Origin of the sequence: Simplicispira lacusdiani, assembly GCF_003604195.1 — a bacterium.
Lineage (GTDB): Bacteria > Pseudomonadota > Gammaproteobacteria > Burkholderiales > Burkholderiaceae_C > Simplicispira > Simplicispira lacusdiani.
Genome location: NZ_QXGR01000002.1, coordinates 70919 through 96839, shown reverse-complemented (window position 1 = coordinate 96839; position 25921 = coordinate 70919). Strand labels below are relative to the sequence as shown.

The 25921-nt window shown below is 68.3% G+C and carries 27 protein-coding genes; 13 read left to right on the top strand and 14 right to left on the bottom strand.

The window, feature by feature from the left end; translation table 11 throughout:
* The first annotated feature begins 45 nt into the window (after positions 1-45).
* Positions 46-543, top strand: a complete 498-nt coding sequence (locus D8S75_RS03045) for a YbhB/YbcL family Raf kinase inhibitor-like protein (RefSeq protein ID WP_119964478.1) — start codon at positions 46-48, stop codon at positions 541-543.
* Positions 544-609: 66 nt separating this feature from the next.
* Here D8S75_RS03045 and D8S75_RS03040 read toward each other — a convergent pair whose 3' ends face one another.
* Positions 610-1455 carry a MurR/RpiR family transcriptional regulator gene (locus D8S75_RS03040; RefSeq protein ID WP_119964477.1) on the bottom strand — a complete coding sequence of 282 codons (846 nt, stop codon included), beginning with the start codon at positions 1453-1455 and terminating at the stop codon, positions 610-612.
* Positions 1456-1584: 129 nt separating this feature from the next.
* On the opposite strand from D8S75_RS03040, the gene tal reads away from it, so the two are divergent.
* The 3 genes from tal to pgi all read left to right on the top strand — a co-directional run bounded on the left by tal (position 1585) and on the right by pgi (position 5310).
* The gene (gene tal, locus D8S75_RS03035) at positions 1585-2532 is read left to right on the top strand and encodes a transaldolase (RefSeq protein WP_119964476.1); all 948 of its coding nucleotides are present in this window, start codon (positions 1585-1587) and stop codon (positions 2530-2532) included.
* Positions 2533-2615: 83 nt separating this feature from the next.
* On the top strand, positions 2616-3734 hold the full coding sequence (locus D8S75_RS03030; protein WP_119964475.1) for a beta-ketoacyl-ACP synthase III: 1119 nt from the start codon (positions 2616-2618) through the stop codon (positions 3732-3734).
* A 13-nt stretch (positions 3735-3747) separates the two neighbouring features.
* Positions 3748-5310, top strand: coding sequence for a glucose-6-phosphate isomerase (pgi, locus tag D8S75_RS03025; protein ID WP_232828861.1), 1563 nt, complete (start codon positions 3748-3750; stop codon positions 5308-5310).
* A 5-nt stretch (positions 5311-5315) separates the two neighbouring features.
* On the opposite strand, the gene D8S75_RS03020 is transcribed toward pgi, so the two are convergent.
* From D8S75_RS03020 to D8S75_RS03000, 5 genes are read right to left on the bottom strand one after another with little or no spacing between them, the layout of a single operon-like run.
* Positions 5316-6668 (bottom strand): ATP-binding protein, encoded by a 1353-nt coding sequence (locus tag D8S75_RS03020; RefSeq protein ID WP_119964474.1) that lies wholly within the window; start codon positions 6666-6668, stop codon positions 5316-5318.
* Complete coding sequence (locus tag D8S75_RS03015; protein ID WP_119964473.1) at positions 6665-7330, bottom strand: winged helix-turn-helix domain-containing protein; 666 nt, start codon at positions 7328-7330, stop codon at positions 6665-6667. Before D8S75_RS03015 ends, D8S75_RS03020 begins: the two co-directional genes overlap by 4 nt.
* Before the next feature lie 17 nt (positions 7331-7347).
* Entirely contained in the window at positions 7348-8082 is a 735-nt protein-coding gene (locus D8S75_RS03010) for a cytochrome b/b6 domain-containing protein (protein WP_119964472.1), read from the bottom strand.
* 7 nt (positions 8083-8089) lie between these two features.
* Positions 8090-8560, bottom strand: coding sequence for a diheme cytochrome c (locus D8S75_RS03005; protein ID WP_119964471.1), 471 nt, complete (start codon positions 8558-8560; stop codon positions 8090-8092).
* Positions 8557-9018, bottom strand: a complete 462-nt coding sequence (locus D8S75_RS03000) for a DUF1924 domain-containing protein (RefSeq protein WP_119964470.1) — start codon at positions 9016-9018, stop codon at positions 8557-8559. Before D8S75_RS03000 ends, D8S75_RS03005 begins: the two co-directional genes overlap by 4 nt.
* 221 nt (positions 9019-9239) lie before the next feature.
* Here D8S75_RS03000 and D8S75_RS02995 point away from each other — a divergent pair, with 221 nt between their 5' ends.
* Entirely contained in the window at positions 9240-9572 is a 333-nt protein-coding gene (locus tag D8S75_RS02995; RefSeq protein WP_119964469.1) for a DUF805 domain-containing protein, read from the top strand.
* An 87-nt stretch (positions 9573-9659) separates the two neighbouring features.
* Here D8S75_RS02995 and groL read toward each other — a convergent pair whose 3' ends face one another.
* From groL to metK, 4 genes are all read right to left on the bottom strand, one after another.
* Positions 9660-11306, bottom strand: a complete 1647-nt coding sequence (gene groL / locus D8S75_RS02990; RefSeq protein WP_119964468.1) for a chaperonin GroEL — start codon at positions 11304-11306, stop codon at positions 9660-9662.
* Positions 11307-11398: 92 nt separating this feature from the next.
* Positions 11399-11689, bottom strand: a complete 291-nt coding sequence (locus D8S75_RS02985) for a co-chaperone GroES (RefSeq protein ID WP_119964467.1) — start codon at positions 11687-11689, stop codon at positions 11399-11401.
* A gap of 188 nt (positions 11690-11877) precedes the next feature.
* A complete protein-coding gene (locus D8S75_RS02980) occupies positions 11878-12951 on the bottom strand; it encodes a bifunctional nicotinamide-nucleotide adenylyltransferase/Nudix hydroxylase (RefSeq protein ID WP_119964466.1) in 1074 nt (357 codons plus the stop codon).
* Between the two features lie 118 nt (positions 12952-13069).
* Complete coding sequence (gene metK / locus D8S75_RS02975) at positions 13070-14251, bottom strand: methionine adenosyltransferase (protein ID WP_119964465.1); 1182 nt, start codon at positions 14249-14251, stop codon at positions 13070-13072.
* 132 nt (positions 14252-14383) lie between these two features.
* On the opposite strand from metK, the gene D8S75_RS02970 reads away from it, so the two are divergent.
* Both D8S75_RS02970 and D8S75_RS02965 read left to right on the top strand, forming a co-directional pair.
* Positions 14384-15232, top strand: coding sequence for a lysophospholipid acyltransferase family protein (locus D8S75_RS02970; RefSeq protein WP_119964464.1), 849 nt, complete (start codon positions 14384-14386; stop codon positions 15230-15232).
* The gene (locus D8S75_RS02965) at positions 15229-16101 is read left to right on the top strand and encodes a lysophospholipid acyltransferase family protein (protein WP_119964463.1); all 873 of its coding nucleotides are present in this window, start codon (positions 15229-15231) and stop codon (positions 16099-16101) included. Before D8S75_RS02970 ends, D8S75_RS02965 begins: the two co-directional genes overlap by 4 nt.
* A gap of 40 nt (positions 16102-16141) precedes the next feature.
* Here the strand turns inward: D8S75_RS02965 and D8S75_RS02960 are convergent, their stop codons facing one another.
* On the bottom strand, positions 16142-17047 hold the full coding sequence (locus D8S75_RS02960; protein ID WP_119964462.1) for an alpha/beta fold hydrolase: 906 nt from the start codon (positions 17045-17047) through the stop codon (positions 16142-16144).
* Positions 17048-17141: 94 nt separating this feature from the next.
* Positions 17142-17870 (bottom strand): ribosome biogenesis GTP-binding protein YihA/YsxC, encoded by a 729-nt coding sequence (gene yihA, locus D8S75_RS02955; protein WP_119964461.1) that lies wholly within the window; start codon positions 17868-17870, stop codon positions 17142-17144.
* 73 nt (positions 17871-17943) lie between these two features.
* Here yihA and D8S75_RS02950 point away from each other — a divergent pair, with 73 nt between their 5' ends.
* From D8S75_RS02950 to msrQ, 5 genes are all read left to right on the top strand, one after another.
* The gene (locus tag D8S75_RS02950) at positions 17944-18570 is read left to right on the top strand and encodes a c-type cytochrome (RefSeq protein WP_119964460.1); all 627 of its coding nucleotides are present in this window, start codon (positions 17944-17946) and stop codon (positions 18568-18570) included.
* Between the two features lie 133 nt (positions 18571-18703).
* Positions 18704-20863, top strand: a complete 2160-nt coding sequence (locus tag D8S75_RS02945) for a cytochrome c biogenesis protein ResB (RefSeq protein ID WP_119964459.1) — start codon at positions 18704-18706, stop codon at positions 20861-20863.
* A complete protein-coding gene (gene ccsB, locus D8S75_RS02940; RefSeq protein WP_119964458.1) occupies positions 20860-22197 on the top strand; it encodes a c-type cytochrome biogenesis protein CcsB in 1338 nt (445 codons plus the stop codon). Before D8S75_RS02945 ends, ccsB begins: the two co-directional genes overlap by 4 nt.
* 134 nt (positions 22198-22331) lie before the next feature.
* A complete protein-coding gene (gene msrP, locus D8S75_RS02935) occupies positions 22332-23330 on the top strand; it encodes a protein-methionine-sulfoxide reductase catalytic subunit MsrP (RefSeq protein WP_119964457.1) in 999 nt (332 codons plus the stop codon).
* 20 nt (positions 23331-23350) lie between these two features.
* Positions 23351-23989 (top strand): protein-methionine-sulfoxide reductase heme-binding subunit MsrQ, encoded by a 639-nt coding sequence (gene msrQ / locus D8S75_RS02930; protein WP_119964757.1) that lies wholly within the window; start codon positions 23351-23353, stop codon positions 23987-23989.
* A 52-nt stretch (positions 23990-24041) separates the two neighbouring features.
* Here the strand turns inward: msrQ and lysA are convergent, their stop codons facing one another.
* Both lysA and lptM read right to left on the bottom strand, forming a co-directional pair.
* Complete coding sequence (gene lysA, locus D8S75_RS02925) at positions 24042-25322, bottom strand: diaminopimelate decarboxylase (protein WP_119964456.1); 1281 nt, start codon at positions 25320-25322, stop codon at positions 24042-24044.
* The gene (lptM, locus tag D8S75_RS02920) at positions 25319-25528 is read right to left on the bottom strand and encodes an LPS translocon maturation chaperone LptM (protein ID WP_119964455.1); all 210 of its coding nucleotides are present in this window, start codon (positions 25526-25528) and stop codon (positions 25319-25321) included. The genes lysA and lptM overlap by 4 nt, the downstream gene beginning before the upstream one ends.
* 12 nt (positions 25529-25540) lie before the next feature.
* Here lptM and cyaY point away from each other — a divergent pair, with 12 nt between their 5' ends.
* Complete coding sequence (cyaY, locus tag D8S75_RS02915; protein WP_119964454.1) at positions 25541-25870, top strand: iron donor protein CyaY; 330 nt, start codon at positions 25541-25543, stop codon at positions 25868-25870.
* The last annotated feature ends 51 nt before the right edge of the window (positions 25871-25921 follow it).

Sequence of the window (25921 nt, the reverse complement as noted above, 5' to 3'; positions counted from 1 at the left end):
GGTTTTGCTATAAATGCGGCTCCACCTTCTACGAGGAGACGCCGCATGACCGCATTCACCCTTTCCAGCCCCGACATCCCCAGCGACGGCACGGTGCCGCCGCACTTCGAGTTCGACGGCTTCGGCTGCACGGGCCGCAACGAATCGCCCGCGCTGCGGTGGAGCGGCGCGCCCGCCGAGGCGAAAAGCTTCGCGCTCACCGTGTACGACCCCGACGCGCCCACGGGCTCGGGCTGGTGGCACTGGTTCGTGGTGGACCTTCCGAACAGCACGGCCGCGCTGGCACCGAACGCCGGCGCTCAGGGTGGCGCCGGCCTGCCGCAAGGCGCGCGCCAGATCCGCAACGACTACGGCGTGCAGGCCTGGGGCGGCATGTGCCCGCCGCCCGGCGACAAGCCGCACCGCTACATCTTCACGGTGCACGCGCTGGGCGTGGCGCGGCTGGACATCCCCGACGACGCCACGGCCGCGCTCGCGGGCTTCATGGTGAATGCGAACACCGTGGCCAAGGCCAGTTTCAGCGCCACCTACGGTCGGTCCTGATTGCTATCAAATCAATAGCGTGCGGCGCTTTCTGCATGAGCGCTGCAGGCCATTTTTGCTCAAATCTCAGGTGTAGCGCTTGTTGCGCAGGTTTTCCTTCATCTGCTGCAGGATGGGCTGCAGCGAGCTGCCGATGCGCAATGCCACGCAGGTCACCAGCACGTCGATGATGAGCAGGTGCAGCAGGCGCGACACCATGGGGCTGTAGCGGTCGTAGCCCTCGGGGTGGTCGGCCGCGAGGTGGATGTGGCAGGTGTTGGCCAGCGGCGAGCCGCTGGCCGTGATGGCGATGGTGGTCGCGCCGTTCTTGCGCGCGATGTCGGCCGCGTCCATCAGGTCGCGGGTGCGGCCCGAATTCGAGATGATCACCAGGCAGTCGCCCGGGCCCAGCAGCGTGGCGCTCATCACCTGCATGTGGCCGTCACTGGTGGCGATCGAGGTCACGCCCAGGCGGAAGAACTTGTGTTGCGCGTCCTGCGCCACGATGCCGGAGTTGCCCACGCCGTAGAACTCGATGCGCTGACCGGTCTTCCAGGTGCTGGCCAGCGCCACGGCCGCGCGTTCGATGGCCACCGTGCTCGCCGCGTTGCGGTACTGCAGGAAGGCGGCCACGGCGTTGTCCACCACCTTCACCAGCACGTCGCCGGTCTTGTCGTCGGCATCCACGCTGCGGTGGATGAAGGGCACGCCCTCGCTCACGCTGCCCGCGAGCTTGAGCTTGAAGTCGGCCAGGCCGTCGTAGCCCATGCTGCGGCAAAAGCGCACCACCGTGGGCTTGCTCACATGGGCGCGCTCGGCGAGTTCGCGCACGGGCAGGCGGGCGAAGGCGCGCGCGTCCTGCAGCACGAGCTTGGCGACGCGCTGCTCGGCCGGGGCGAGCGAAGGCAGGGAGGCGGTGATGCGGTCCAGCATGGCGTGGAAGGTGGTTGGTGCTGGCCCAGAATGTAACGCGGTTTCATGCGGCGCCGTAACCAGCCGCAGGCATACACTTGAGGGTTGCGCGGCGCCCACGGCGCCGCAGAACGACCAACGAGGATTTGCATGAACCAGCTCGACGCACTCAGACAGTTCACCACCGTGGTGGCCGACACCGGCGACTTCAAGCAACTGGCGCAGTTCCAGCCGCGCGACGCGACCACCAACCCCTCGCTGATCCTCAAGGCGGTGCAGAAGCCCGAATACGCGCCGCTGCTGCAGGCCACCGTGGCCCGCTGGAAGGACCGCCCCATGGACGAGATCATCGACCGCCTGCTGGTGCGTTTCGGCGGCGAGATCCTCTCCATCATCCCGGGCCGTGTCTCCACCGAGGTGGACGCGCGCCTGAGCTTCGACACCAGCGCCACGGTCTCGCGCGCCGAGCGCATCATCGAGCTGTACCAGGCCGAAGGCATCCACATCGACCGCGTGCTCATCAAGATCGCCGCCACCTGGGAGGGCATCGAGGCGGCGCGCAAGCTCGAAAGCAAGGGCATCCACACCAACCTCACCCTGCTGTTCTCGTTCAGTCAGGCCGTGGCCTGCGGCCAGGCCAAGGTGCAGCTGATCTCGCCCTTCGTCGGCCGTATCTACGACTGGTACAAGAAGCAGGCGGGCGCGAACTGGGACGAAGCCGCCATGGCCGGCGCCAACGACCCGGGCGTGCGCTCGGTGCAGCGCATCTTCAACCACTACAAGCGCTTCGGCATCGCCACCGAGGTCATGGGCGCGAGCTTCCGCAACGTGGGCCAGATCGTCGCGCTGGCGGGCTGCGACCTGCTCACTATCGCGCCCGACCTGCTGGCGCAGCTGGCCCAGTCCGAGGCTCCGGTGCGGCGCGCGCTCGACGCCGAGGCCGCGCGCGCCCTGGACCTGCCCGCCGTGCAGTACGACGAGGCCGGCTTCCGCTACGCCCTGAACGAGGACGCCATGGCCACCGAGAAGCTGGCCGAGGGCATCCGCGCCTTCGCTGTCGATACGGTCAAGCTAGAGCAGCTCATCCAGACCGCCTGACACGGCCCCGCCGGGCGGCTGGCATGCCACCCGGCTCGTTACACTTGCGCATCGCGCCCGCAAACGGGCCACAGGATACCGATATGTACTCAGTCGTCATCAGCGGCACGGGCCTCTTCCAGCCCGCGCACACCATCAGCAACGCCGAGCTGGTGGAATCCTTCAACCGCTACGCGGACCTCGAAAACGAACGCCACGCGGCCGAGATCGCGGCTGGCACGCGCGAGCCACTGACCCACTCCAGCGTCGAATTCATCGAGAAGGCGTCGGGCATCAAGCAACGCTACGTGCTGGAGAAGAGCGGTATCCTCGATCCCGCGCGCATGTACCCGCGTTTCACCGAGCGCCCGGACGACCAGCTCTCGCTGATGGCCGAGATCGCCGTGGCGGCGGGCCAGGAGGCGCTGAAGAACGCCGGCAAGACCGGCGCCGACGTGGACGCCGTGCTCTGCGCCGCCGCCAACATGCAGCGCGCCTACCCGGCCATGGCCATCGAGATCCAGCAGGCGCTGGGCGCGGGCGGCTACGGCTTCGACATGAACGTGGCCTGCTCGTCGGCCACCTTCGCCATCGAGCAGGCGGTCAACGCCGTGCGCACGGGCAGCGCCAAATGCGTGCTCGTGGTCAACCCCGAGATCACCTCGGGCCACCAGGCCTGGAACGACCGCGACTGCCATTTCATCTTCGGCGACGTCTGCACGGCGATCGTCGTCGAGCGCGCCGAGGGCGCGACCGCCGCCGAGCAGTGGGACGTGCTGGGCACGCGCCTGGTCACGCAGTTCTCCAACAACATCCGCAACAACTTCGGCTTCCTCAACCGCAGCGAGGACAGCGACCCGAACGCCCGCGACAAGACCTTCCGCCAGGAGGGCCGCAAGGTGTTCAAGGAAGTGGTGCCGATCGCGGCGGCCCACATCGAGGGCCACCTGGCCGATCTGGGCCACGCGCCCACGGCCGTGCGCCGCTTCTGGCTGCACCAGGCCAACCAGGGCATGAACCAGCTCGTCATCAAGAAGCTGGTCGGTGACGCCAGCACCGATGTGGCGCCGCTGATCCTCGACGAGTTCGCCAACACCGCCTCGGCCGGTTCCATCATCGCCTTCCACAAGCACCGCGACGGCCTGGTTTCGGGCGACATGGGCGTGATCTGCTCCTTTGGAGCGGGCTACTCGGTCGGTAGCGTGGTGGTGTGCAAGCGCTGAAGCGTCCCCGCCCATGAGCATGCCTGTCCGTTGCGACGCCACGCCGCAGTGGCCGCTGCTGCGTGCCCATTTCGAGGCCGCTGGGCGCGACCTCGACCTGCGCCAGGCCTTCGCTGGCGACACGCAGCGCTTCGCGCATTTCAGCCAGCCTGCGCCCCATGTGTTCGCCGACCTGTCCAAGAATCTCTGGGACCGCCAGGCCGAGGCCTTGCTGCTGGACATGGCGCGCGCCTGCGGCCTGGAGCAGCGGCGTGACGCCATGTTCGTCGGCCAGCCCGTGAACTGCACCGAAGGCCGCGCGGTGCTGCACACCCTGCTGCGCCGGCCCGCCGGACTGGCGCTGCCCGGCGACCTGCCCTTCGTGGCCCCGGCCCTGGAGCAGGTGCATGCCACGCTCGATGCCATGCTGGACCATGCCGACGCGGTGCGCGCGGATGATGGCATCACCGATGTGGTGAACATCGGCATCGGCGGCTCGGACCTGGGTCCGCACATGGCCGTGCTGGCGCTCGACGCCTACCGCGCGCCGGGCAAGCGCTTCCATTTCGTCTCCAACATCGACGGGCACGAACTGCACGGCGTGCTGCGCGGCCTGCGGCCCGAACGCACGCTGTTCCTCGTTGCTTCCAAGACCTTCACCACCATCGAGACCATGACCAACGCGCGCTCCGCGCTGGCGTGGTTCGCCGACCAGGGCGGCCGCGATGTGGCGCGCCATTTCACCGCGCTCACGGTCAACGTGGAGGCGGCGCGTGCCCTGGGCATCACGCGGACGTTCGGCTTCTGGGACTGGGTCGGCGGGCGCTATTCGCTGTGGTCGGCCATCGGCCTGCCGCTGGCCATCGCCATCGGATCGGCGGGTTTTCGCGGTCTGCTCGCGGGCGCCCATGCCATGGACGAGCATTTCCGCACCGCGCCGCTGGCGCAGAACCTGCCCGTGCGCCTGGCCCTGCTCGATCTCTGGTACCGCAACTTCCACGGCTTCACCAGCCGCTGCCTGGCGCCCTACCACGCCGGACTGGCGCGCCTGCCGGCCTACCTCCAGCAACTGGAAATGGAGAGCAACGGCAAGCGCGTGGACCTTGCCGGCCGTCCACTGCCCATGGCCACCTCGCCCGTGCTCTGGGGCGAGCCGGGCAGCAATGGCCAACATGCCTTCTTCCAGATGCTGCACCAGGGCAGCGACGTGCTGCCGCTGGAGATCGTGGCGGTGCGCCAGTGCGCGCACCCGCTGCCCGGGCACCATGAGATGCTGCTGGCCAATGCCTTGGCGCAGACCCAGGCGCTCATGGTGGGCCGTGCGTCCGAGGATGGGCACCGCCATTTCCCGGGCAACCGGCCCAGCAGCTTCCTGCTGCTCGACGCCCTCACGCCCGCGTCGCTGGGGGCGCTGATCGCGCTGCAGGAACACCGCGTCTTCGCCAGCGGCAGCCTGTGGGGCATCAACAGCTTCGACCAGTGGGGGGTGGAGCTGGGCAAGGTGCTGGCCTGCGATCTGCAGCAGCGCCTGGCCAGCGGCGACCTGTCGGGGCTGGACGCCTCGACGGCGGGCCTGCTCAGCCGCCTGCGCGGCTGAGCCGACTACCCACCGATTCGCACGCGCAAGCCCCCCAGGGTGGGGCTGCGATCGATCCGCACCGGCAGGCCGTGCAGGCGCGCGATGCGCTGCACGATGGACCATCCCAGGCCGCTGCCGCTCTGGCCGGTACCCAGGACGCGGAAGAAGCGCTCGCCCAGCCGTGCGATCTCGGCGTCCGCCATGCCCGGCCCGCTGTCTTCCACGCACAGTGTGGCGGCGTGCCCCGGGGTGGCGGGTGTGAGCTGCATGCGCACCCGCGCGCCGTCCGGGCTGTAGCGCAGCGCGTTGTCGAGCAGGTTGCGCAGCAGCACCCGCGCCAGCGGCTCGGCCAGTGGCATGGGCACGGGGCCTGGAATGTCGAGTTCCACGCCTTGCCCGCGCGCCGCAGCGATGGAGCGCAGGTCGGCGGCCACCGCGCGCGCCACCTCGGCCAGGTCGGTTTGGGCGTGGCCCGGGCCGGCCGCCTCGGCGTCGAGGCGGGCCAGCTGCAGCAGCTGCTCCACCAGCCGCGTGGCGCGGTCGCAACCCTGCACCGTGGCCGCCAGCGCCTGGGCGCGCTCGGCGTTCTGGGTGGCACCCTGGGCCACCTGGGCCTGCATGCGGATGCCGGCGATGGGCGTGCGCAGCTCGTGCGCGGCATCGGCCGTGAATTGCTGTTCGGCCGCCAGCAGTTGGGCCGTGCGTTCGAACAGGCCGTTGAGCGCCGCCACCAGGGGCAAGACCTCCGGTGGAACGCCTGCGGTCGGCAATGGTTCAAGCGCCTGCGGCTGGCGCGCGGCCACCGTGCGGCCCAGCTGCCGCAGCGGCCGCACCGAGCCGCGCACGGCCCACCAGATGCCGAGCGCCAATAGCGGCAGGGCCCAGGCCATGGGCTTGAGCATGCTGGTAAGGCTGGCGAGCACGATCTCGTCGCGCACGGACTGGCGTTCGCCCACGAGGATCAGCACATCCTTCTCGCGCCCCTGGGTCACGAACACCCGCCAGGCCTTGTTCTCCACCTGGCTGTCGGCGAAGCCGCGCTTGCGCCGCTCGGTCAGGGGCTGCTGCGGTGCGTTGGCCGAACGTGCCAGCAGCTGGCCTTCATGCCACAGCTGGAACACCACGCGGGGTTGGTGCTTGTCCAGCTCGGGGGCTTCGTTGAGCTTGTCCTCGTCGAGTTCGTCCAGGGGCTGCAGGCGCAGCAGCGCCGCGGTCTGGGCGAGGTGGGCGTCGAGCAGGTCGCCGACCTCGTCCTGGGCCTCGTGCCAGGCCAGCGCGGCCGCGCTGGCCCAGGCCACCAGCACCAGGCCGAGCACGGCCCACAGCAGCCGCGCCTGCAGGGAGCGGGGTGTCTTGGGCGCGGGGGACGTGCTCATGCCGGGTCGCGCGCGATGCGGTAGCCCACCCCACGCACGGTTTCGATCAGCGCGGTGCCCAGCTTGCGCCGCAGGTGGTAGATGTGCACCTCGACCGCGTTGCTGTTGATTTCGCTGCCCCATTGGTACAGGCGCTGCTCCAGCTGCTCGCGTGAGAGCACGCGCCCGGCGTTGAGCAGCAGCGCGTGCAGCAGGTCGTACTCGCGGTTCGACAGCTCCACGGGCTGGCCCTCGCGCAGCACTTGGTGGGCGGCAGGGTCCAGCACCACGGCGCCGGCGGCCAGGCGTGTCTCGCTCTGGCCGTGGGCGCGCCGCACCAGGGCGCGCAGGCGGGCGGCGAGCTCGTGCAGGTCCACGGGTTTCACCAGGTAGTCGTCGGCGCCGGCGTCGAGCCCGGCGATGCGCGCGGGCACGGCATCGCGCGCCGTCAGCACCAGCACCGGGGTGGTGACGCGGCGCGCCCGGGCACTGCGCAGCACGTCCATGCCGTCCTGGCGTGGCAGGCCCAGGTCGAGCACCATGGCTTGGTAGGCGCCGGTAGCCAGTTCGCGTTCGGCGGCCACGCCGTCACGCACCCAGTCCACCTGGAAGCCGTTCTGCGCCAGCCCGGCGCGCAGGCCCGAGCCCAGCAGCTCATCGTCTTCAGCAAGCAGGATGCGCATGGCGGGGAATCCCTCCTTCAGTCATCGTCGTGGGGACGATTCTCGCTCGATTGGGCGGCGCCCTGATCCGCCGCCTGCGGCGCAGAGTGCCATTGCCAACCCCAGAAGGCCAGCACGCCGGCGAGCACCAAGGCGGCCAGAAAGCCATGGTTGTGCTTCGCCACATCGGAGCCGGTGCCAGGGATGCGGCCCGTCAGCATGGGCAAGGCCTGGTTCTTGCGGCGCAGCACGCTCAGCAGCGCGATCAGGCCGATGTGCGCCAGCGCCACGAACAGCAAGGCGTTGCCAAAGAACTCATGCACTTCTTCGAGCCATTCGCCGCCCCATTCGTCCCACACGGCGTAGCCGCTGAGGGTGAGGGGCGCGACCAGCGCCAGGATAAGCGCCACGGCCAGCGCCATCAACAGGCTCTGTCCCGTGCGCCAAGAGGCCTGCAGTGCTTGCGGCCTGCGTGCCGCCGCCAGGGTCCGCGTCCACGCCGGCAGCCCCTGCAGCCTGCGCCACAGGGCCGACAGCCGCACCTGGCGCGGGCCCCACAGGCCCCACAGCAGGCGCGTGGTCACCAGGCCCGCCAGCGTGTAGCCCAGCGTGACATGCACTAGGCGCCAGCGCTCGCCGTCGGCGGTGAGGTAGGCGCCGACAAAGCTCAGCGCCATGAGCCAGTGCAGCATGCGCGTGGGCGCATCGACCACGCGGCGCGTGGCGGCGGGTGCCGGGGTCGGCGTTGCGGAGGCGAGGGTGTCGGAGGTCATGGGGTGCTCACTTGGGAATGCGGACGCGGTCGTCGTCGAAGTCGCCCTGGTCGGCGCGGGTGTGGCAGGCCGAGCAATGGGCGCGGCTGTTCACGGCCGGGCGCTTCCAGACCTCGGGCGCCACCTCGCGGTGCTTGCGCTCGAACCAGGCCGAGCGGGTGATGCGGTCCTGCGGCGGCTCTTCGCGCACGCGCTTGGAGGTGCCGGCGTGCGCTTGCAGCCAGGCGTCGATGGCGCGGCGCGTGGGCTCGTCGAGCGCGGCATCGGTGCCGTAGTGCTTGTCGAGCCCCGCCATCAGGCGGGTCCAGGAGCGTGCGGGCAGCATGCCGGGCGGGAAGGCCATGTGGCACGAGCCGCATTCCTGCACGTAGGCGGGCGGCATGGCGCTCGCCGGCATTTCACGGCTGTCGGCGTGGACCCACATGGGCACAGCGGCCAGGGCCAGCAGGGCGATGGCGGGAAGGGGGCGGAGGTTCATGGTTTGTCCTTGGCGTCGAGTTGCAGCAGCCAGGCCAGCATGTCGGCCTTCTCGCCGGCACTGCACTCGCGCTTGAGCACGTCGTTGCAGTTGCGGCGAAACCATTTGTCGGCCTTGGCGGTGTCGGTGAAGCGTGCGGCGTGGGCCGCGGGCGCGAGGGGGGCGATGGCCTTGCCCGTGGTCGTGTGGCGCGCGGGGGCGGTGGGTGGATTGCCATGGCAGGTGGCGCACGACCATTCGCCGCCGTGGCGGCTGGTGAAGAACGCGCGCCCGCGTTCGGCGTTGCCGGGCGCGCCCGCGGCACTGCTCCAGCGCTGCAGCTGTTGCGCCGCGGAGGTGTCGGCCGCGTGGGCGGGCGGTAGGGTCAAGGCACAGGCCAGCGCCACCAGGGCAGGTGGCGCGGCAGTCCGGAAGCGTCGAGTTGTGGGATTCATGCCGCCATGGTGCAGGGCAGGCATGAAGGTTGGCTTAAGGGTGTATCAGCGCCCTGTTTTTGGCATTTGGCTGGCGCCGGTAAAGCGCTTGAAGCTATGAAAAACATAGCACCTGAGTGGCATGGCCTTTGTTGCGTGCATTTGCTTACAGCTTGGCGTCTCGCCGCTGTCGCCATGCGTTCCTATGATGGGTGCGGAGCCTGTGCTCCACCGCCATCCACACCATTCAAGAGAGGGACCCTTCCATGGATTTTGTTCCGGCCATCCAGTCGTGCCTGAAGCAGTACGCAACGTTCTCGGGCCGCGCCGCGCGCTCCGAATTCTGGTGGTTCTTCCTGTTCCAGGTGCTGGTGCTGATCGGCACGGGCGTCGTGAGCGACCTGCTCTACGCGCTGGCCTCGCTGGCGCTGCTGCTGCCTTCACTGGCGGTGGGTGCACGCCGCCTGCACGACATCGGCCGCTCGGGCTGGTGGCAGTTGCTGCTGCTGACCGGGATCGGTGTCCTGCTGCTGCTGTTCTGGTGGGTGCAGCCCGGTGACGGGCAGGGCAACGCCCATGGCGAGCCCTCGGTGGCCTGAGCCCTGGATCTGAAAGGAAAAAAGCCCGCAGGCCGTAAGGCCTGCGGGCTTTCTTTGTGGCTTGCGCGCGGGGCGCGGGCCGGGCAATTACATGCCCATGCCGCCCATGCCACCCATGCCGCCCATGTCGGGCATGCCGCCGGCGGGAGCGTCGTCCTTCGGCGATTCGGCCACCATGCATTCGGTGGTCAGCATCAGCGCGGACACCGAAGCGGCGTTCTGCAGCGCGGTGCGGGTCACCTTGGTGGGGTCCAGAATGCCCATCTCGATCATGTCGCCGTAGGTGTCGTTGGCGGCGTTGAAGCCGAAGTTGCCCTTGCCGTTCAGCACGGCGTTGACGACCACGCTGGGCTCGCCACCGGCGTTGGCCACGATTTCGCGCAGGGGCGCTTCGATGGCCTTCAGGACCAGCTTGATGCCGGCGTCCTGGTCGGCGTTGTCACCCTTGATTTCGCCAGCGGCCTGACGTGCGCGCAGCAGGGCCACGCCACCACCGGCCACGATGCCTTCTTCCACGGCAGCGCGGGTAGCGTGCAGGGCGTCTTCCACGCGGGCCTTCTTTTCCTTCATTTCGACTTCGGTGGCAGCGCCGACCTTGATCACGGCCACACCGCCGGCCAGCTTGGCCACGCGCTCTTGCAGCTTCTCGCGGTCGTAGTCGGAGGTGGCTTCTTCGATCTGGATGCGGATCTGCTTGACGCGCGCCTCGATGTCGGCAGCCTGGCCTTCGCCGTCGATGATGATGGTGTTTTCCTTGCCCACTTCGACGCGCTTGGCCTGGCCCAGGTCGGCCAGCGTGACCTTCTCCAGCGTCAGGCCCACTTCTTCAGCGATGACCTTGCCGCCCGTCAGGATGGCGATGTCTTCCAGCATGGCCTTGCGGCGGTCGCCGAAGCCAGGGGCCTTGACGGCCACGACCTTCAGGATGCCACGGATGGTGTTGACCACCAGCGTCGCCAGGGCTTCGCCTTCGACTTCTTCGGCGATGATCAGCAGCGGACGGCCGGCCTTGGCGACTTGCTCCAGCGTGGGCAGCAGGTCACGGATGTTGCTGATCTTCTTGTCGAACAGCAGCACGAAGGGGTTGTCCAGAATCGCGGCTTGCTTTTCGGGGTTGTTGATGAAGTAGGGCGACAGGTAGCCACGGTCGAACTGCATGCCTTCGACGACATCCAGTTCGTTCTGCAGGCTCTTGCCGTCTTCCACGGTGATCACGCCTTCCTTGCCGACCTTGTCCATGGCGTTGGCGATGATCTCGCCGATGCTGGTGTCAGAGTTGGCGGAAATGGAACCCACTTGGGCGATTTCCTTGGACGTGGTGGTGGCCTTGGAAGCCTTCTTCAGCTCTTCGATCAGGGCGGCGACGGCCTTGTCGATGCCGCGCTTCAGGTCCATGGGGTTCATGCCGGCGGCCACGTACTTCATGCCTTCGCGCACGATGGCCTGGGCCAGCACGGTGGCGGTGGTGGTGCCGTCGCCAGCGTTGTCAGACGTCTTGGAAGCGACTTCCTTGACCATCTGGGCGCCCATGTTCTGCAGCTTGTCCTTCAGTTCGATTTCCTTGGCCACGGACACGCCGTCCTTGGTCACGGTGGGGGCGCCGAATGAGCGCTCCAGCACCACGTTGCGGCCCTTGGGGCCCAGGGTGGTCTTGACCGCGTTGGCCAGGATGTTCACGCCTTCAACCATGCGAGCGCGGGCTTCGCCGCCGAAAACTACGTCTTTTGCTGCCATGTTTGGCTCCTACAGAATTTGAATCAAATAGGCCGCTAACGCAGGTTTATCAAGCGCCAGCAGCTATGAAAAAGTGAGTGAAGCGGAAGGGCTTACTTCTCGACGACCGCGAACAGGTCGTCTTCCTTCATGACCAGCAGCTCGTCGCCATCGACCTTGACGGTCTGGCCGCTGTACTTGCCGAACAGAACGCGGTCGCCCACCTTGACGCTCATCGCGCCCAGCTCGCCCTTGTCGTTCTTCTTGCCCGGGCCCACGGCCAGCACTTCACCCTGGTCGGGCTTCTCGGCGGCGTTGTCGGGGATGAAGATGCCCGAAGCGGTCTTGGTCTCGCTCTCGATGCGCTTGACGATCACGCGGTCGTGCAGGGGGCGAAGTTTCATGTGCAAATCTCCTGGGTTCAAAAAAACGGGATCATCTCAACGCGCCTGGGGGCCAGGCGCCGTGGAATTCAGCCTTGGGACGGGTTGTTAGCACTCATCTTGGGCGAGTGCTAATCATAAGGGCTTTTGCCGGCCTTTCAAGGGGCCGCCGGGTATTCCGGCCCGCAGGCGGGGGGAATCGCGCCGTTTCAGGAGCGCGGGTCTGGCGCCACCGGCGCCGGGCCGGAAATCCGCAGGAACTGGTCCAGCATGTGGAAGTGGTCTTCGAAGAACTGGTCCTCCATCGCGGCCAGGCGGTCCTGCGCGATCCATTGGGCGTGCAGGGCGTCGTCGCCGCCCTGAACGGCTGGCAGAGGGGTGTCTTCCAGGTCGAAGAAGTGCGTGTGCGTGATGGTGCGGCCACGCTGGCTGCGGTCCGGGTGGTCGAACACGGCCACTTGGCGCAGGGCGGCGCGCAAACGGGCCTCGGGCAGGGCGCAGCCGGTTTCCTCGGCCAGTTCGCGCAGGCAGGACCGCCACAGCGTGTCGCGTGGTTCCAGGAAACCGCCGGGCAGGGCCCACAAGCCCTTGCCGGGGGCATGGGCGCGGCGGATCAGCAGCACGTGGCCCTGGCAGCGCAGCAGGGCGTCCACCGTCACGAACACGGGCGGGTAGGGCGCGGCGGCCCAGGCGGCGCGGTAGCCGCGCAGCATGTGCCATTCCTCCCGCAGGCGGGCGTAGTCGGGGTGTCGCGCGAAGCCGTGCAGGAAGTCCAGGACGTTGGCGGGCATGGCATGCGCCAGGGGCGCCAGCGCGGCGGCGGGGTCGGCCGGCGCACCGAAATAGGCGTCTCGGATGGCGGTGGCGTCCATGCCGCCCTGGCGCTCCAGGTCCATGAGGTCCCAGCCGGGGAAGCTGCGCAGATAGCCGCTGGAGGCGTCCTTGAAATGCCCGACCAGGCCGATGCGTGGCGCGGGCGTCCCCGGTGGCGTGGCGAGCAGCCCGTCCACGCCCTGGCGCACGGCCTGGACCCAGACGGGTTCGTTGTAGCAGTCGCGCACCGGCAGGAAACGGACGCGGGCACGGTCGGCCTCTGTCAGTGCGCCGCGCACCATGTCGGCGCGCTCCTGCCAGGTGAAGGGGTTCTTGGGCGAGCGCGCCTGCCAGGCCGAGCCCAGGACCACGATGACCTCGCGCGCCCGGGCCAGGCCATGCCGCAGCAGGGCCAGATGGCCTTGGTGCACGGGCTCGAAGCGGCCGATGAGGAGGGCGGTGTCGTACATGCTCGGTTGCCTTGTCGGGCGCGGTGGGTGCATGTGGCCTTGTGGTCTGCGTTCACACCGCTGCGCGATATGAACTCCGCCCCAAAACCCAAGGTTTGCCTTGCGGCAAACGCCGGGCTTACAGCCCCGCCGCTGCGCGCAGCGCCGCCGCCTTGTCCGTGCGCTCCCAGGTGAACTCGGGCTCCTCGCGGCCGAAGTGGCCGTAGGCGGCGGTCTTGCTGTAGATCGGGCGCAGCAGGTCGAGCATCTGGATGATGCCCTTGGGGCGCAGGTCGAAGTGCTCCTGCACCAGTTGGGCGAGCTGCGCGTCGGGGATCACGCCCGTGCCTTCGGTGTAGACCGTCACGTTCATGGGCCGGGCCACGCCGATGGCGTAGGCCACCTGGATCTGGCACTGGCGCGCCAGGCCGGCGGCCACGATGTTCTTGGCCACGTAGCGCGCGGCGTAGGCGGCCGAGCGGTCCACCTTGGTCGGGTCCTTGCCCGAGAACGCGCCGCCGCCGTGGGGGCAGGCGCCGCCGTAGGTGTCCACGATGATCTTGCGGCCGGTGAGGCCGCAGTCGCCCTGCGGGCCGCCGATGACGAAACGGCCGGTGGGGTTGATGAGGTACTTGGTGTCGGCCGTGATCCAGTCCTTGGGCAGCACCGGCTTGATGATGTCCTCGATGACCGCCTCGATGAAGGCGGGCTTCATGTGGTGGCCGTCGCTCATCTCGGGGCTGTGCTGGCTGGAGAGCACCACGGTGTCGATGCTGTGGGGCTTACCGTCCACGTAGCGCATGGTCACCTGGCTCTTGGCGTCGGGGCGCAGGAAGGGCATGCGGCCGTCCTTGCGCAGCTGGGCCTGGCGCTCCACCAGGCGGTGGGCGTAGTAGATGGGCGCGGGCATCAGCTCGGGCGTCTCGTCGCAGGCGTAGCCGAACATCAGGCCCTGGTCGCCGGCGCCGGTGTTGAGGTGGTCGTCGGAGGCATGGTCCACGCCCTGGGCGATGTCGTTGCTCTGCTTGTCGTAGGCCACGAGCACGGCGCAGCCCTTGTAGTCGATGCCGTATTCGGTGTTGTCGTAGCCGATGCGCTTGATGGTGTCGCGCGCCACCTGGATGTAGTCGACATGGGCGTTGGTGGTGATTTCACCGGCCAGCACCACCAGGCCGGTGTTGCACAGCGTTTCGGCGGCGACGCGGGAGCGCGGGTCCTGGGTGAAGATCGCGTCGAGGATCGCATCGGAGATCTGGTCGGCCACCTTGTCGGGGTGGCCTTCAGAGACGGATTCCGATGTGAAGAGAAAGTCGTTCGCCATTTGAATAAACTCCTGTGTTCCGGCATTTTTGGGCGTTGCCCGAAGCCTTGGGAGCTTTGGCGAACGCTTTAGCAGATTTATTTACCGTCGCCCTGCAAGTTGCTCATTTAACTCAGCGACCCGTCCATTTTAATGCCTATTGTGTTCCGGTTTTTCTCCATTCTTCCGCTGTGGTTGCTGCACGCACTGGGCTTTGCCATGGGCTGGGTGGCCTTCCTGGGCTCGCCCACCTACCGGCGCCGCTTCGTCGAGAACGCTGCGCTGGCGGGCTACCGCTTCGCGCAGGTGCGCGCCGCCGTGGCCCACGCCGGGCGCATGGTGGCCGAGCTGCCACGCCTGTGGCTGGGCGCGACGCCGTCCTACCGGCTGGTGGGCGAGGCCTGCGTGGAGCAGGCCCATGCGGCCGGGCGCGGCATCATTCTGCTCACTCCGCACCTGGGCTGCTTCGAGCTCACGGCGCAGGCCGTGGCCCAGCGCTGGGGCGCCACGCACGGCCCGATCACCGTGCTCTATCGCCCGGCGCGCCAGCCCTGGCTGGCCAAGGTGATGGAGACCGCGCGCAACCGCCCCGGCATGCAGGCCGTGCCGACCACGCTGGCCGGTGTGCGCCAGATGATCAAGGCGCTGCGCCGGGGGGAGGCCGTGGGGCTGCTGCCCGACCAGGTGCCGCCCGAGGGGCAGGGCCTGTGGGCGCCGTTCTTCGGCCGCACCGCCTACACCATGACCCTGGCCGCGCGCCTGGCGCAGCAGACCGGGGCCACGGTGCTGCTGGTGCATGCCGAGCGCCTGCCGTGGGGGCGGGGCTACGTGGTCCGCCTGGAGCCCTTGCCTGTTCCCCTTGCCGATACCTTGGAGGCCGCCGTGCCGCAGATCAACCAGGCCATGGAGCATGTCATCCGCCAGTGCCCGCAGCAGTACCTGTGGGGTTATGCGCGCTACAAGCAGCCGCGCGCCGAGGCGCTTGGCGGAGGCGCCGCATGACCGGGCGCCTGGGGGTCTGGTTCATGCGGCAGGTGCTGGCGCGCCTGCCGCTGCCGGTGTTGCGCGCCATGGGCTGGCTGATCGGCCGCGTGCTGTTCGTGCTGGCCGTGCCGCGCCGCAGGATCGCGCTGCGCAATTTGGAGCGGTGCTTTCCGCGGGCCACGCCCGCGCAGCACCAGGCCTGGGCGCGCGAGACCTTCGTGCGCTTCTGCCAGGCCTGGCTGGACCGCGGCTGGCTGTGGGCCGCGCCGCGCGAGGTGGTGCTGCGGCGGGTGCAACTGCAGGGCGCGCTGCAGGAGCTGGAGGGGGACACGCCCACCATCATCTTCGCGCCGCACTTCTATGGCATGGACGCCGGGGGGCTGGCACTGCCCTTGCGCACCACGCGCGCGTTCACCTCGATTTTTTCCACCCATCCCGACCCGGCCGTGGACGCCTGGTTCATGGCGGGGCGCCAGCGCTTTGGCGATGTGCGCATGCTCAACCGGGCCGATGGGGTCAAGCCCATCATCTCCAACCTGCGCAAGGGCGGGCTGCTGTACCTGCTGCCCGACATGGACTTCGGCGCGGGGGAGTCGATCTTCGTGCCGTTCTACGGCGTGCAGGCGGCCACGGTGCCTTCGCTGTCGCGCTTCGCGCGGCTGGGCCGCGCCAAGGTGGTGGGCATGTACACGCGCATGACGCCCACGGGCTACGTGGCCGAGATCACCCCGGCATGGGAGCATTTCCCCACCGAGGACGTGGAAGCCGACACGGCACGCATGAACCGTGAACTGCAGGCCGCCATCGACACCATGCCCGGCCAGTACTACTGGGTGCACAAGCGCTTCAAGACACGGCCCGAGGGTGAGCCCTCTGTCTATCAGTGAAATTGGTCTTTGGCGCTTATTTCATAAGCGCCATGAGCTATTAATTTGGTAGCAAAAAAGGCGCCAGCGCTTGCACCAGCCGCTCGGGCATCTCGTGCACCAGCCAGTGCGAGGCGCCCTCCACGCGCTGCAACTGCAGGCGCGGAACCCAGCCCGGCAGGCCGTCGAGCAGGCCGGGCAGCAGGGCGGGGTCGTCCAGCCCCCAGAGCACCAGCGTGGGCACGGCCACGCTGAGCATGGATTCCGGCATCGTCACCGCGGCCGCGCCGGGGTCGCCGTCGCGCGGCGGGCGCAGCGGGCTGGCGCGGTAGTAGTTGCAGGCGCCCGTCAAACCCTGCCGCCACAGCGCGCGGTATTGCTGGCGCACGTCCTCGGTCAGCCAGGCGGGCGGCGTGCCGTCTGGAGCGTCGAAGAAGGCGAACAGGCGGCGGAAATCGTTCTCGGCGAGCAGCGCCTCGGCGTCGGGGCGGCACAGGAAGTGCATGTACTGGCTGGCGGCCTGCTGCGCCGGGCTGTGCTGCAGCTCGCGCAGGAAGGCGCCGGGGTGTGGCGAATTGACGATGGCCAGGCGCTGCAGCAGCGCGGGGTGCTGGTTGGCGAGGTTCCAGGCCACGGCGCCGCCCCAGTCGTGCGCCACCAGGCAGGCCAGGGGCGCGCCGCCGGCCTCAAGGGCGATCAGCGCGGCCAGGTCCTGCACGAGGAATTTCGGGCGGTAGGCCGCCACCTCGGTGGGGCTGCTGGAGGCGCCGAAGCCGCGCAGGTAGGGCGCCACGCAGCGGTAGCCGCCGTGGGCGGGCTGGGAGAAATGCTCCAGCAGGCCGTCCCAGATGAAGGCGCCCTCGGGAAAGCCGTGCAGGAACAGCAGCACGGGCCGGCCGCGTTCGCCGCTCACGCGGCAGTGCAGGGTGGTGCCGTGGGGCAGGGCAACGTCGGTGGTGGTGATCATTTTCTATCAAAAGTGATAGCTGTCAGCGCTTTCTGCGTAAGCGCTGGAGGCTGTTTTTGCTCAAAATGAAACCGCCGTTGCCCGGCGCCGGCCGTCAGTCCTCGTGGTCGGGAGTGTCGGCGCCCTGGGGTTCGGCAGGGGCGGCGGCTTGTGTTGCCGGATGCGCCCATTGCCACAGCAGCAGCGCGGTTTCGTCCACGCCCTGTTTCTTGAGCGCGGAGAACATCTTCACCTCGCCGCCGCCGGCCTGCAGTCGCCCAATGGACAGCGCCTTGGCCTGCTCGGCGCGGGTGAGCTTGTCGGCCTTGGTCAACAGCACCAGGAACTTCAGCCCCTCCTCGACACGCGGGCGCACTACTTCGAGCAGGGCCTCGTCCAGCTCGGTCAGGCCCAGGCGGGGATCGCACAGCAGCACGATGCCGGTCAGGCTCTTGCGGCTGACGAGGTAGTTCACCATCACCTGCTGCCAGCGCACCTTGTCCGAGCGCGAGACGGCGGCGTAGCCGTAGCCGGGCAGGTCGGCCAGCACGGCGTCCGTCTGGCCCTGGCGGCCAAGCGAGAACAGGTTGATGTGCTGCGTGCGGCCAGGTTTCTTGGACGCGAAGGCCAGTTGCTTCTGTTGCGTCAGCGTGTTGATGCAGGTGGATTTGCCAGCGTTGGAGCGGCCCACGAAGGCGATTTCGGGCACGTCCACCTCGGGCAGCTGGTGCAGCTGCGCCGCCGTGGTGAGAAAGCGCGCGGTGTGCATCCAGCCCATGGCGGCCCGGGCGTCGGCCACGGGGGGAACGGGGCCAGCAGCTGGCGCGGAAACGGAGGGATTCATGGGTCGATTGGAGGCGTTGGAGCCTCATTGTAGAATCGCACGGTTTTGCGCCACCATCAATAAGTCCCTCGATATGAAGTTGCTCGCCTCCTTGCTCATGGCTGCCGTGCTGGCAGCTCCCGCTTTCCCGGCCTTCGCTGCCGGCGCCGTCGCTCCGGCCAAGGCCGACCTCGCCAAGGGCGAGGCCAGCTATTCCACGGTCTGCGTCGCCTGCCATGCGGCCGACGGCAATTCGAGCATCGCCGAGAACCCCAAGCTGGCGCAGCAGCACCCCGCGTACCTGGTCAAGCAACTGCAGGAGTTCAAGTCCGGCAAGCGCGCCAGCCCCATCATGCAGGGCTTTGCCTCCATGCTGTCGGACGATGACATGAAGAACGTGGCCGCCTGGCTGGCCTCCAAGCCCGCCGTGGAGGGCGCCGCCAAGGACAAGGCCCTGGTCGCCCTGGGCGAGCGCATCTACCGTGGCGGCATCGCCGACCGCAATATCGCCGCCTGCGCGGCCTGCCACAGCCCCAACGGCGCCGGCATTCCCGCGCAGTACCCCCGCCTGGCCGGCCAGCATGCTGGCTACACCGAAGGCCAGCTCAAGGCCTTCCGCGATGGCGCGCGCACCAACAACGCGCAGATGGCGGGCGTCGCGGCCAAGCTCAACGACCGCGAGATCCGTGCCGTGGCGGATTACATCGCCGGCCTGCGCTGAGTTTTTCGCGCTGCGCGCGGTGGCCGGACCACCGCCGTGCGGAACCAATCGCCGATAACTAACCCCAAAGCGGGCGGGCCCATCCTCCAGATGGCCCCGCCCTTTTTCTTTCCGCGCTGCATACTCCCTCTCCATGTCTGAAACCACCCAAGGCGTGCGCATTCGCACCGGCTCGCAGGCGCTGCGTTCGGGCATCGAGTTGCTGTCGTCGATGCGCTTCGCCATCGCGCTGCTGACGGTGATCTGCATCGCCTCGGTGATCGGTACCGTGCTCAAGCAGCACGAGCCGAACATCAATTACGTGAACCAGTTCGGGCCGTTCTGGGCCGAGTTGTTCGCCACGCTGCAACTCAATGCGGTCTACAGCGCCTGGTGGTTCCTGGTGATCCTGGCGTTCCTGGTCATCAGCACCTCGCTGTGCATCGTGCGCAACACCCCCAAGATCCTGGTGGACCTGCGCACCTACAAAGAAAACATCCGCGAGCAGAACCTGCGGGCCTTCCACCACAAGGCCGAGGCCACGCTGGCGCAGGACGCCGCCACCGAGGCGCGGCGCATTGGCCAGATGCTCGCGGGCGGGGGCTGGAAGGTCAAGCTCCAGCAGCGCGACACCGCCGCAGGCCCGGGCACGGGCTGGATGGTGGCGGCCAAGGCGGGCGCGGCCAACAAGATCGGCTACATCGCCGCGCACAGTGCCATCGTGCTGATCTGCGTGGGGGGACTGCTCGATGGCGACCTCATCGTGCGCGCCCAGATGTGGCTGGGAGGCAAATCCACCTTCGCGGGCGGCGGCATGATCTCCGACGTGCCCGCCGAGCACCGCCTGGGCGCAGGCAACCCCACCTTCCGGGGGAACCTGCTGGTGACCGAGGGCACCCAGTCGAGCACGGCCATCCTGAGCCAGTCCGACGGCATCCTGGTGCAGGAGCTGCCGTTCTCGTTGGAGCTCAAGAAGTTCATCATCGAGCACTATGAATCGGGCATGCCCAAGCTGTTCGCCAGCGACGTGGTCATCCACGACAAGGCCACGGGCGAGAAGACCGAGCAGCGCATCGAGGTCAACCACCCCGCCAGCTTCCGGGGCATCGAGATCTACCAGTCCGGCTTCGACGACGGCGGCTCGGCGGTCACGCTGCAGGCGCTGCCCATGGTGCCGGGCGCGGCGCCCTTCGAGGTGCAGGGCGTGATCGGCGCCAAGGCGCAGCCGGTGCAGAACACGGGTGGCGAGCCGCTGTCGCTGGAGCTGGTGTCGCTGCGCACCATCAACGTCGAGAACTTCAACGAGGGCGCCGAGAAGTCCTCGTCCGGCGCCGATGTGCGCAAGGTGGACCTGGGTGAATCCATCGGCGCGCGCATGGGCGCGGCCAACAAGACGGTGAAGAACAAGGACCTGCGCAACGTCGGCCCGAGCATTGGTTACAAGCTGCGCGATGCGGCCGGCCAGGCCACCGAGTACCACAACTACATGCTGCCGGTGGACATGGGCGACGGCGGGCCGGCGGTGTTCCTGCTCGGCGTGCGCCGCAGCCCGGCCGAGCCCTTCCGCTACCTGCGCGTGCCGGCCGACGACCAGGGCGGCATCGAGGGCTTCCAGCGCATGCGCCTGGCGCTGCAGGACCCGGCGGCGCGCGAGCAGGCCGTGCGCCGCTACGTGGCCCAGGCCGTGGACGGCAGCCGCAAGGAGCTGGCCGGGCAGCTCGCCCAGTCCGCCGCGCGCGCGCTGACGCTCTATGCGGGGGGGCCGGACGAGAACGGCCAGTACATCGGCGGCCTGCCGGCGATCTCGCGCTTCATGGAGAAGAACGTGCCCGAGGCCGAGCGCGAGCGCGCCAGCGAGGTGCTGGTGCGCATCCTCAACGGCACGCTGTACGAATTGGCCCAGCTCACGCGCGAGCGCGCCGGGCTCAAGCCGCTCGAAGCCAGCGCCCAGACCCTGGCCTTCATGACGCAATCCGTGCTGGCGCTGAGCGACGCGCAGATCTATCCTGCGCCCGTGGTGTTGGCGCTCAAGGACTTCACGCAGGTGCAGGCCAGCGTGTTCGAGGTGGCGCGCGCGCCCGGCAAGAACATCGTGTACCTCGGCTGTGCCCTGCTGATCATCGGCATCTTCGCCATGCTCTATATCCGCGAACGCCGCGTCTGGGTGTGGGTCAAGCCGCATGACGGTGCCACGCGCGCCACCATGGCGCTGTCGACCAACCGCAAGACGCTGGACGGCGACCGTGAGTTCGCCCAGCTGACAGAGAAACTCATCGGGGTCGCACCGACGGCCCGCCATGGAGGCTCCACATGAACACCGCAACCACCACCACGGTGACCCTCAACGAAGGGTTCTTCGCCCGCAGGAACTGGATGGACTGGCTGTTCGCCGCCATCATGGTGGCGGGCGGGCTGTTCGCCCTGCAGCGCTACGCGGCCTACATGGATGTGTATGAGAAAGGCATCCTGCTTGGCTCCATCCCTGGCGCGATCTGGCTGGGCTGGTTCTGGCGCCCGCTGCGCACCCTCATGCTGGCGGTGGCGGCACTGTCGCTGATGGCCATCGGGCTCTACCAGCAGGACGGCGTGGGCAGCCTGGAGCGCGCCGAGGCGGTGTTCGGTCTCAAGTATTTCCTCTCCAGCCAGTCCGCCATCCTGTGGATGAGCATGGTTTTCTTCATGAGCACGCTGTTCTACTGGATCGGCATGTTCTCGCGCGGCGAAGGCACCACCATGTCGCTGCTGGGCTCGCGGCTGGCCTGGGTGGCGGTGGCCATGGCGTTGATCGGCACCATGGTGCGCTGGTACGAAAGCTACCTGCTGGGCCCTGACGTGGGCCACATCCCGGTGAGCAACCTCTACGAAGTGTTCGTGATGTTCTGCTGGATGACGGCGCTGTTCTACCTGTACTACGAGGCGCAGTACCAGACGCGCGCGCTCGGCGCCTTCGTGATGCTGGTGGTGAGCGCGGCCGTGGGCTTCCTGCTCTGGTACACCGTGGTGCGCGAGGCGCATGAGATCCAGCCGCTGGTGCCCGCGCTCAAGAGCTGGTGGATGAAGCTGCACGTGCCGGCCAACTTCATCGGCTATGGCACCTTCGCGCTGTCGGCCATGGTGGCCTTCGCCTACCTCATCAAGCAGCAGGCGGGCGAGACGCGCTGGTACAAGCTGGCACCGCTGTGGCTGCTGGGCGTGGTGCTGTGCTTCGAGCCTCTCGTGTTCCGCCAGGGCTCCACCGAGGCGGGCAGCAGCTACTGGATGGTGTATTTCGGCATTTCCGCGCTCATCGTCGGCGCCATCCTGATGGGCCGCCGACGCATTGGCGAACGCCTGCCGTCCTTCGAGGTGCTCGACGACGTGATGTACAAGTCGATCGCCGTGGGCTTTGCCTTCTTCACCATCGCCACGGTGCTGGGTGCGCTCTGGGCCGCCGAGGCCTGGGGTGGCTACTGGAGCTGGGACCCGAAGGAGACCTGGGCGCTGATCGTCTGGCTCAACTACGCCGCCTGGCTGCACATGCGCCTGATGAAGGGGCTGCGCGGCACGGTGTCGGCCTGGTGGGCGCTGGTGGGGCTGGTGGTGACCACCTTTGCCTTCCTCGGGGTCAACATGTTCCTGAGCGGCCTGCACAGCTACGGCAATCTGTAGCCCGGCGTGGCTTCTTGCGGGCGCGGCGGCGGTCTTTTTCCCGCCGGTGTAACCTGCGGCGGGTTCGGAACGAACTAGCGGTTGTTCTGCTCTACCGAACTGCAGCCACAGCGCCGCGCCACAGGAGACCCGCCATGCCCATCCCTTCCCGCCACCGGGGGTTTCTGCACCCCATTCCTTCCGAGATCACCCCCCGCGCGGTCTATGAGGAGCGCCGTGCCTTGCTGCGCCTGATGGCGGCCGGGGCGGCGGGTGCCACGCTGGCCGCGTGGGCCGGGCGCGAGGCACTGGCCCAGGCGCAGCAGCGCCCCGGCAGGCTGGCGGCCTTGCCGGGGGCCGCATCGGCCGTGGCGGGCGCGGTCACCATGGAGAAGCACACCAGCTACCAGGACGCCAGCACCTACAACAACTTCTACGAGTTCGGCACCGACAAGGCCGACCCGGCGCGCAACGCCCACACGCTCAAGCCCGATCCCTGGTCGGTGGAGGTCGAAGGGCTGGTGAAAAAGCCGGGCAAGTACGCCATCGAGGATCTGCTGCGGCTCAGCGCGCAGGAGGAGCGCATCTACCGCCTGCGCTGCGTGGAGGGCTGGTCCATGGTGATTCCGTGGGTGGGCTATTCGCTGGCCGAACTGATCCGGCGCGTGGAGCCGCTGGGCAGCGCGAAGTACGTGGAGTTCGTGACCCTGGCCGACAAGGCGCGCATGCCGGGCGTGGGCTCGCGCGTGCTCGACTGGCCCTATGTGGAGGGCCTGCGGCTCGACGAGGCGCTGCACCCGCTGGCGCTGTTGGCCTTCGGCATGTATGGCGAGGTGCTGCCCAACCAGAACGGCGCGCCGGTGCGCCTGGTGGTGCCGTGGAAGTACGGCTTCAAGAGCGCCAAGAGCATCGTGAAGATCCGTTTTACCGAGAAGGAGCCCCTCACCGCCTGGCACAAGGCGGCGCCGCGGGAGTATGGCTTCTATTCCAACGTGAACCCGCAGGTGGACCACCCGCGCTGGAGCCAGGCCACCGAGCGGCGCATCGGCGAGGACGGGCTGTTCGCCAAGAAGCGCAAGACGCTGATGTTCAACGGCTACGAGGCGCAGGTGGGGCAGCTCTATGCGGGCATGGACCTGCGCAAGTTCTTCTGACCTCCCCGATGCGCACGGCCATGAACAAGCTCTTGCTGCACCGTGCCGCCAAGCCCGTGGTGTTCGTGCTGGCGCTGCTGCCGCTGGCCTGGCTCGTGCTGGCCGCCGCGACCGATCAGTTGGGCGCCAACCCGGCCGAGGCGCTGATCCGCTCCCTGGGGGACTGGACGCTGCGCATGCTGTGTCTGGTGCTGGCCGTGACGCCGCTGCGCGTGCAGACCGGCACGCCCGCGCTGGCCCGGTTCCGGCGCATGCTGGGTCTTTTCGTGTTCTTCTATGCGCTGCTGCATTTGCTGAGCTACGCGGGGTTCGACATGGGGCTCGACGCCGCCGAGATTGCGCGCGACATTGCCAAGCGCCCGTTCATCCTGGTGGGCATGCTGGCGTTCGCGTTGCTGGTGCTGCTGGCGGCCACCTCGCTCGACCGGGCTATCCGCTGGCTGGGCGGCAAGCGCTGGCGCGCCTTGCACCGCTCCGTGTATGCCGTGGCGGTGCTGGCGGTGCTGCATTTCTACTGGATGCGCGCGGGCAAGAACGACTTCGCCGAGGTGCTGGTCTATGGCGCCATCCTCGCGGCCCTGCTGGGCTGGCGCGTTTGGCACCACGCGCTGCGGCGCCAGGGCGACGCAGCGCGGGAAGGCGCCCTCAAGGCCCGTTGATTGCTATCAAAGTAATAGCTTGCGGCGCCCGTTCCATGGGCGCCAGGTGCCGTTATGGCAACAAGTGCTCGTTGCGGAAGGTGTCCGCGGCGGTTTCGCGGGTGCGGATCAGGTGGGCCTGGCCGCCATCGACCAGCACCTCGGCGGCGCGTCCGCGCGTGTTGTAGTTGCTCGACATCGCCATGCAGTAGGCGCCAGCCGACAGCACGGCCAACTGGTCGCCCTGCTGCACGGCCAGGCTGCGGTCGCGGCCGATCCAGTCGCCGCTCTCGCACACCGGGCCCACCACGTCGTATTCCTGGGCGGGGCTGCCGGTGCGCGGCTGCAACGGCACGATGGCATGGTAGGCCTGGTACATGGCGGGGCGGGGCAGGTCGTTCATGGCGGCATCGACGATGCAGAAGTTCTTTTCCTCGCCGGGCTTGAGGTAGAGCACCTCGGTGGCGCACAGGCCGGCATTGCCGACCAGCGAGCGGCCGGGCTCGATCATGAACTGGCGGTCGCCAAAGCCGCGCGCATCGAGCTTGGCGAACAGCTGCTGCCATAGCGCATCGGCGGCAGGCGGGGTGTCGCCGTTGTAGTTGATGCCCAGGCCGCCGCCGAAGTCGATGTGGTGGATGGGAATGCCGGCGGCTTCGATGAGTTCGATCAGGTCCAGCAGGCGGTCGGTGGCGTCCAGGTAGGGCGACACCTCGGTGATCTGCGACCCGATATGGAAGTCGATGCCCACGACCTGCAGGCCCGGCAGCGCGGCGGCGCGCTGGTAGGTGGCCAGCGTGCGCTCGTGCGCCACGCCGAACTTGTTGCCCTTGAGCCCGGTGGAGATGTAGGGGTGGGTCTTGGGGTCCACGTTGGGGTTCACGCGGATGCTGACCGGCGCGCGCTTGCCCAGGGCCGTGGCCACTTCGCTGAGCACCTCCAGTTCGGCCTCGCTCTCGACGTTGAAGCACAGGATGCCGGCCTGCAGGGCCTGGCGCATCTCGGCGCGGGTCTTGCCGACGCCCGAGAAGATCACCTTGCCAGCCTCGCCGCCGGCGGCCAGCACGCGTTCGAGCTCGCCTCCCGAGACGATGTCGAAGCCGCAGCCCTGGCGCGCGAAGAACTGCAGCATGGCCAGCGAGGAGTTGGCCTTCATGGCGTAGCAGATATGCAGCTTGCGCCCGGCGAAGCCACGCTGGTAGGCCGCCAGCGCCTCGCGCATGGACGCGGTTGAATAGACGAACAGGGGCGTGCCGTGGTCGCGCGCCAGGTCGCTCACGCGCACATCCTCCACGAAGAGGGCGTTGTCGCGGTAGGCGATATGGGGATGGCCGGGCAGTTCAGTGGAGTTCATGGCGTGGTGGAGGATGCAGGGGCGGTTCGTGGGGCCGGGGCGGTCTCCGCCTGGCCGGGGGTGAGGGTCTGCGGCAGGGTGGCGCGCTGGCTGGCGGCGGGCGTGGTCGGAAGGTACAGGGGGCCGCGCTGGCCGCAGGCGCCCAGGCTTGCCATGGCGGCAGCAAGGGCAACGCTCCTGACTAGAATTTGGGATGCTCTCAACATGCTGAAATTGTAATGACCGACCTTGAATTCATGGACCGCGCCGAGCAATTGCTGCTGGCCATCGAACAATCCTGCGATCGCATCAACGACGAGACGGACGCGGATATCGACAGCCAGCGTACTGGCGGCATGGTCACGCTGACGTTCAGGAACCGGAGCCAGATCATCATCAACCTGCAGAAACCCTTGCATGAAGTGTGGATGGCGGCGCGGTCGGGGGGGTACCACTACCGGTGGGATGCCGGGGCATGGCAGGACACCAAGGGCAGCGGTGAGTTCTTCGCCTGCCTCAGCCGCGATGCCTCGGCGCAATCGGGGCTGGCGCTGCGGTTTTCGGCCTGAGCACCAAGCCACCCGGCGCGAAAGTGCAGCCCGCGCGGATGCGCGGGGCGC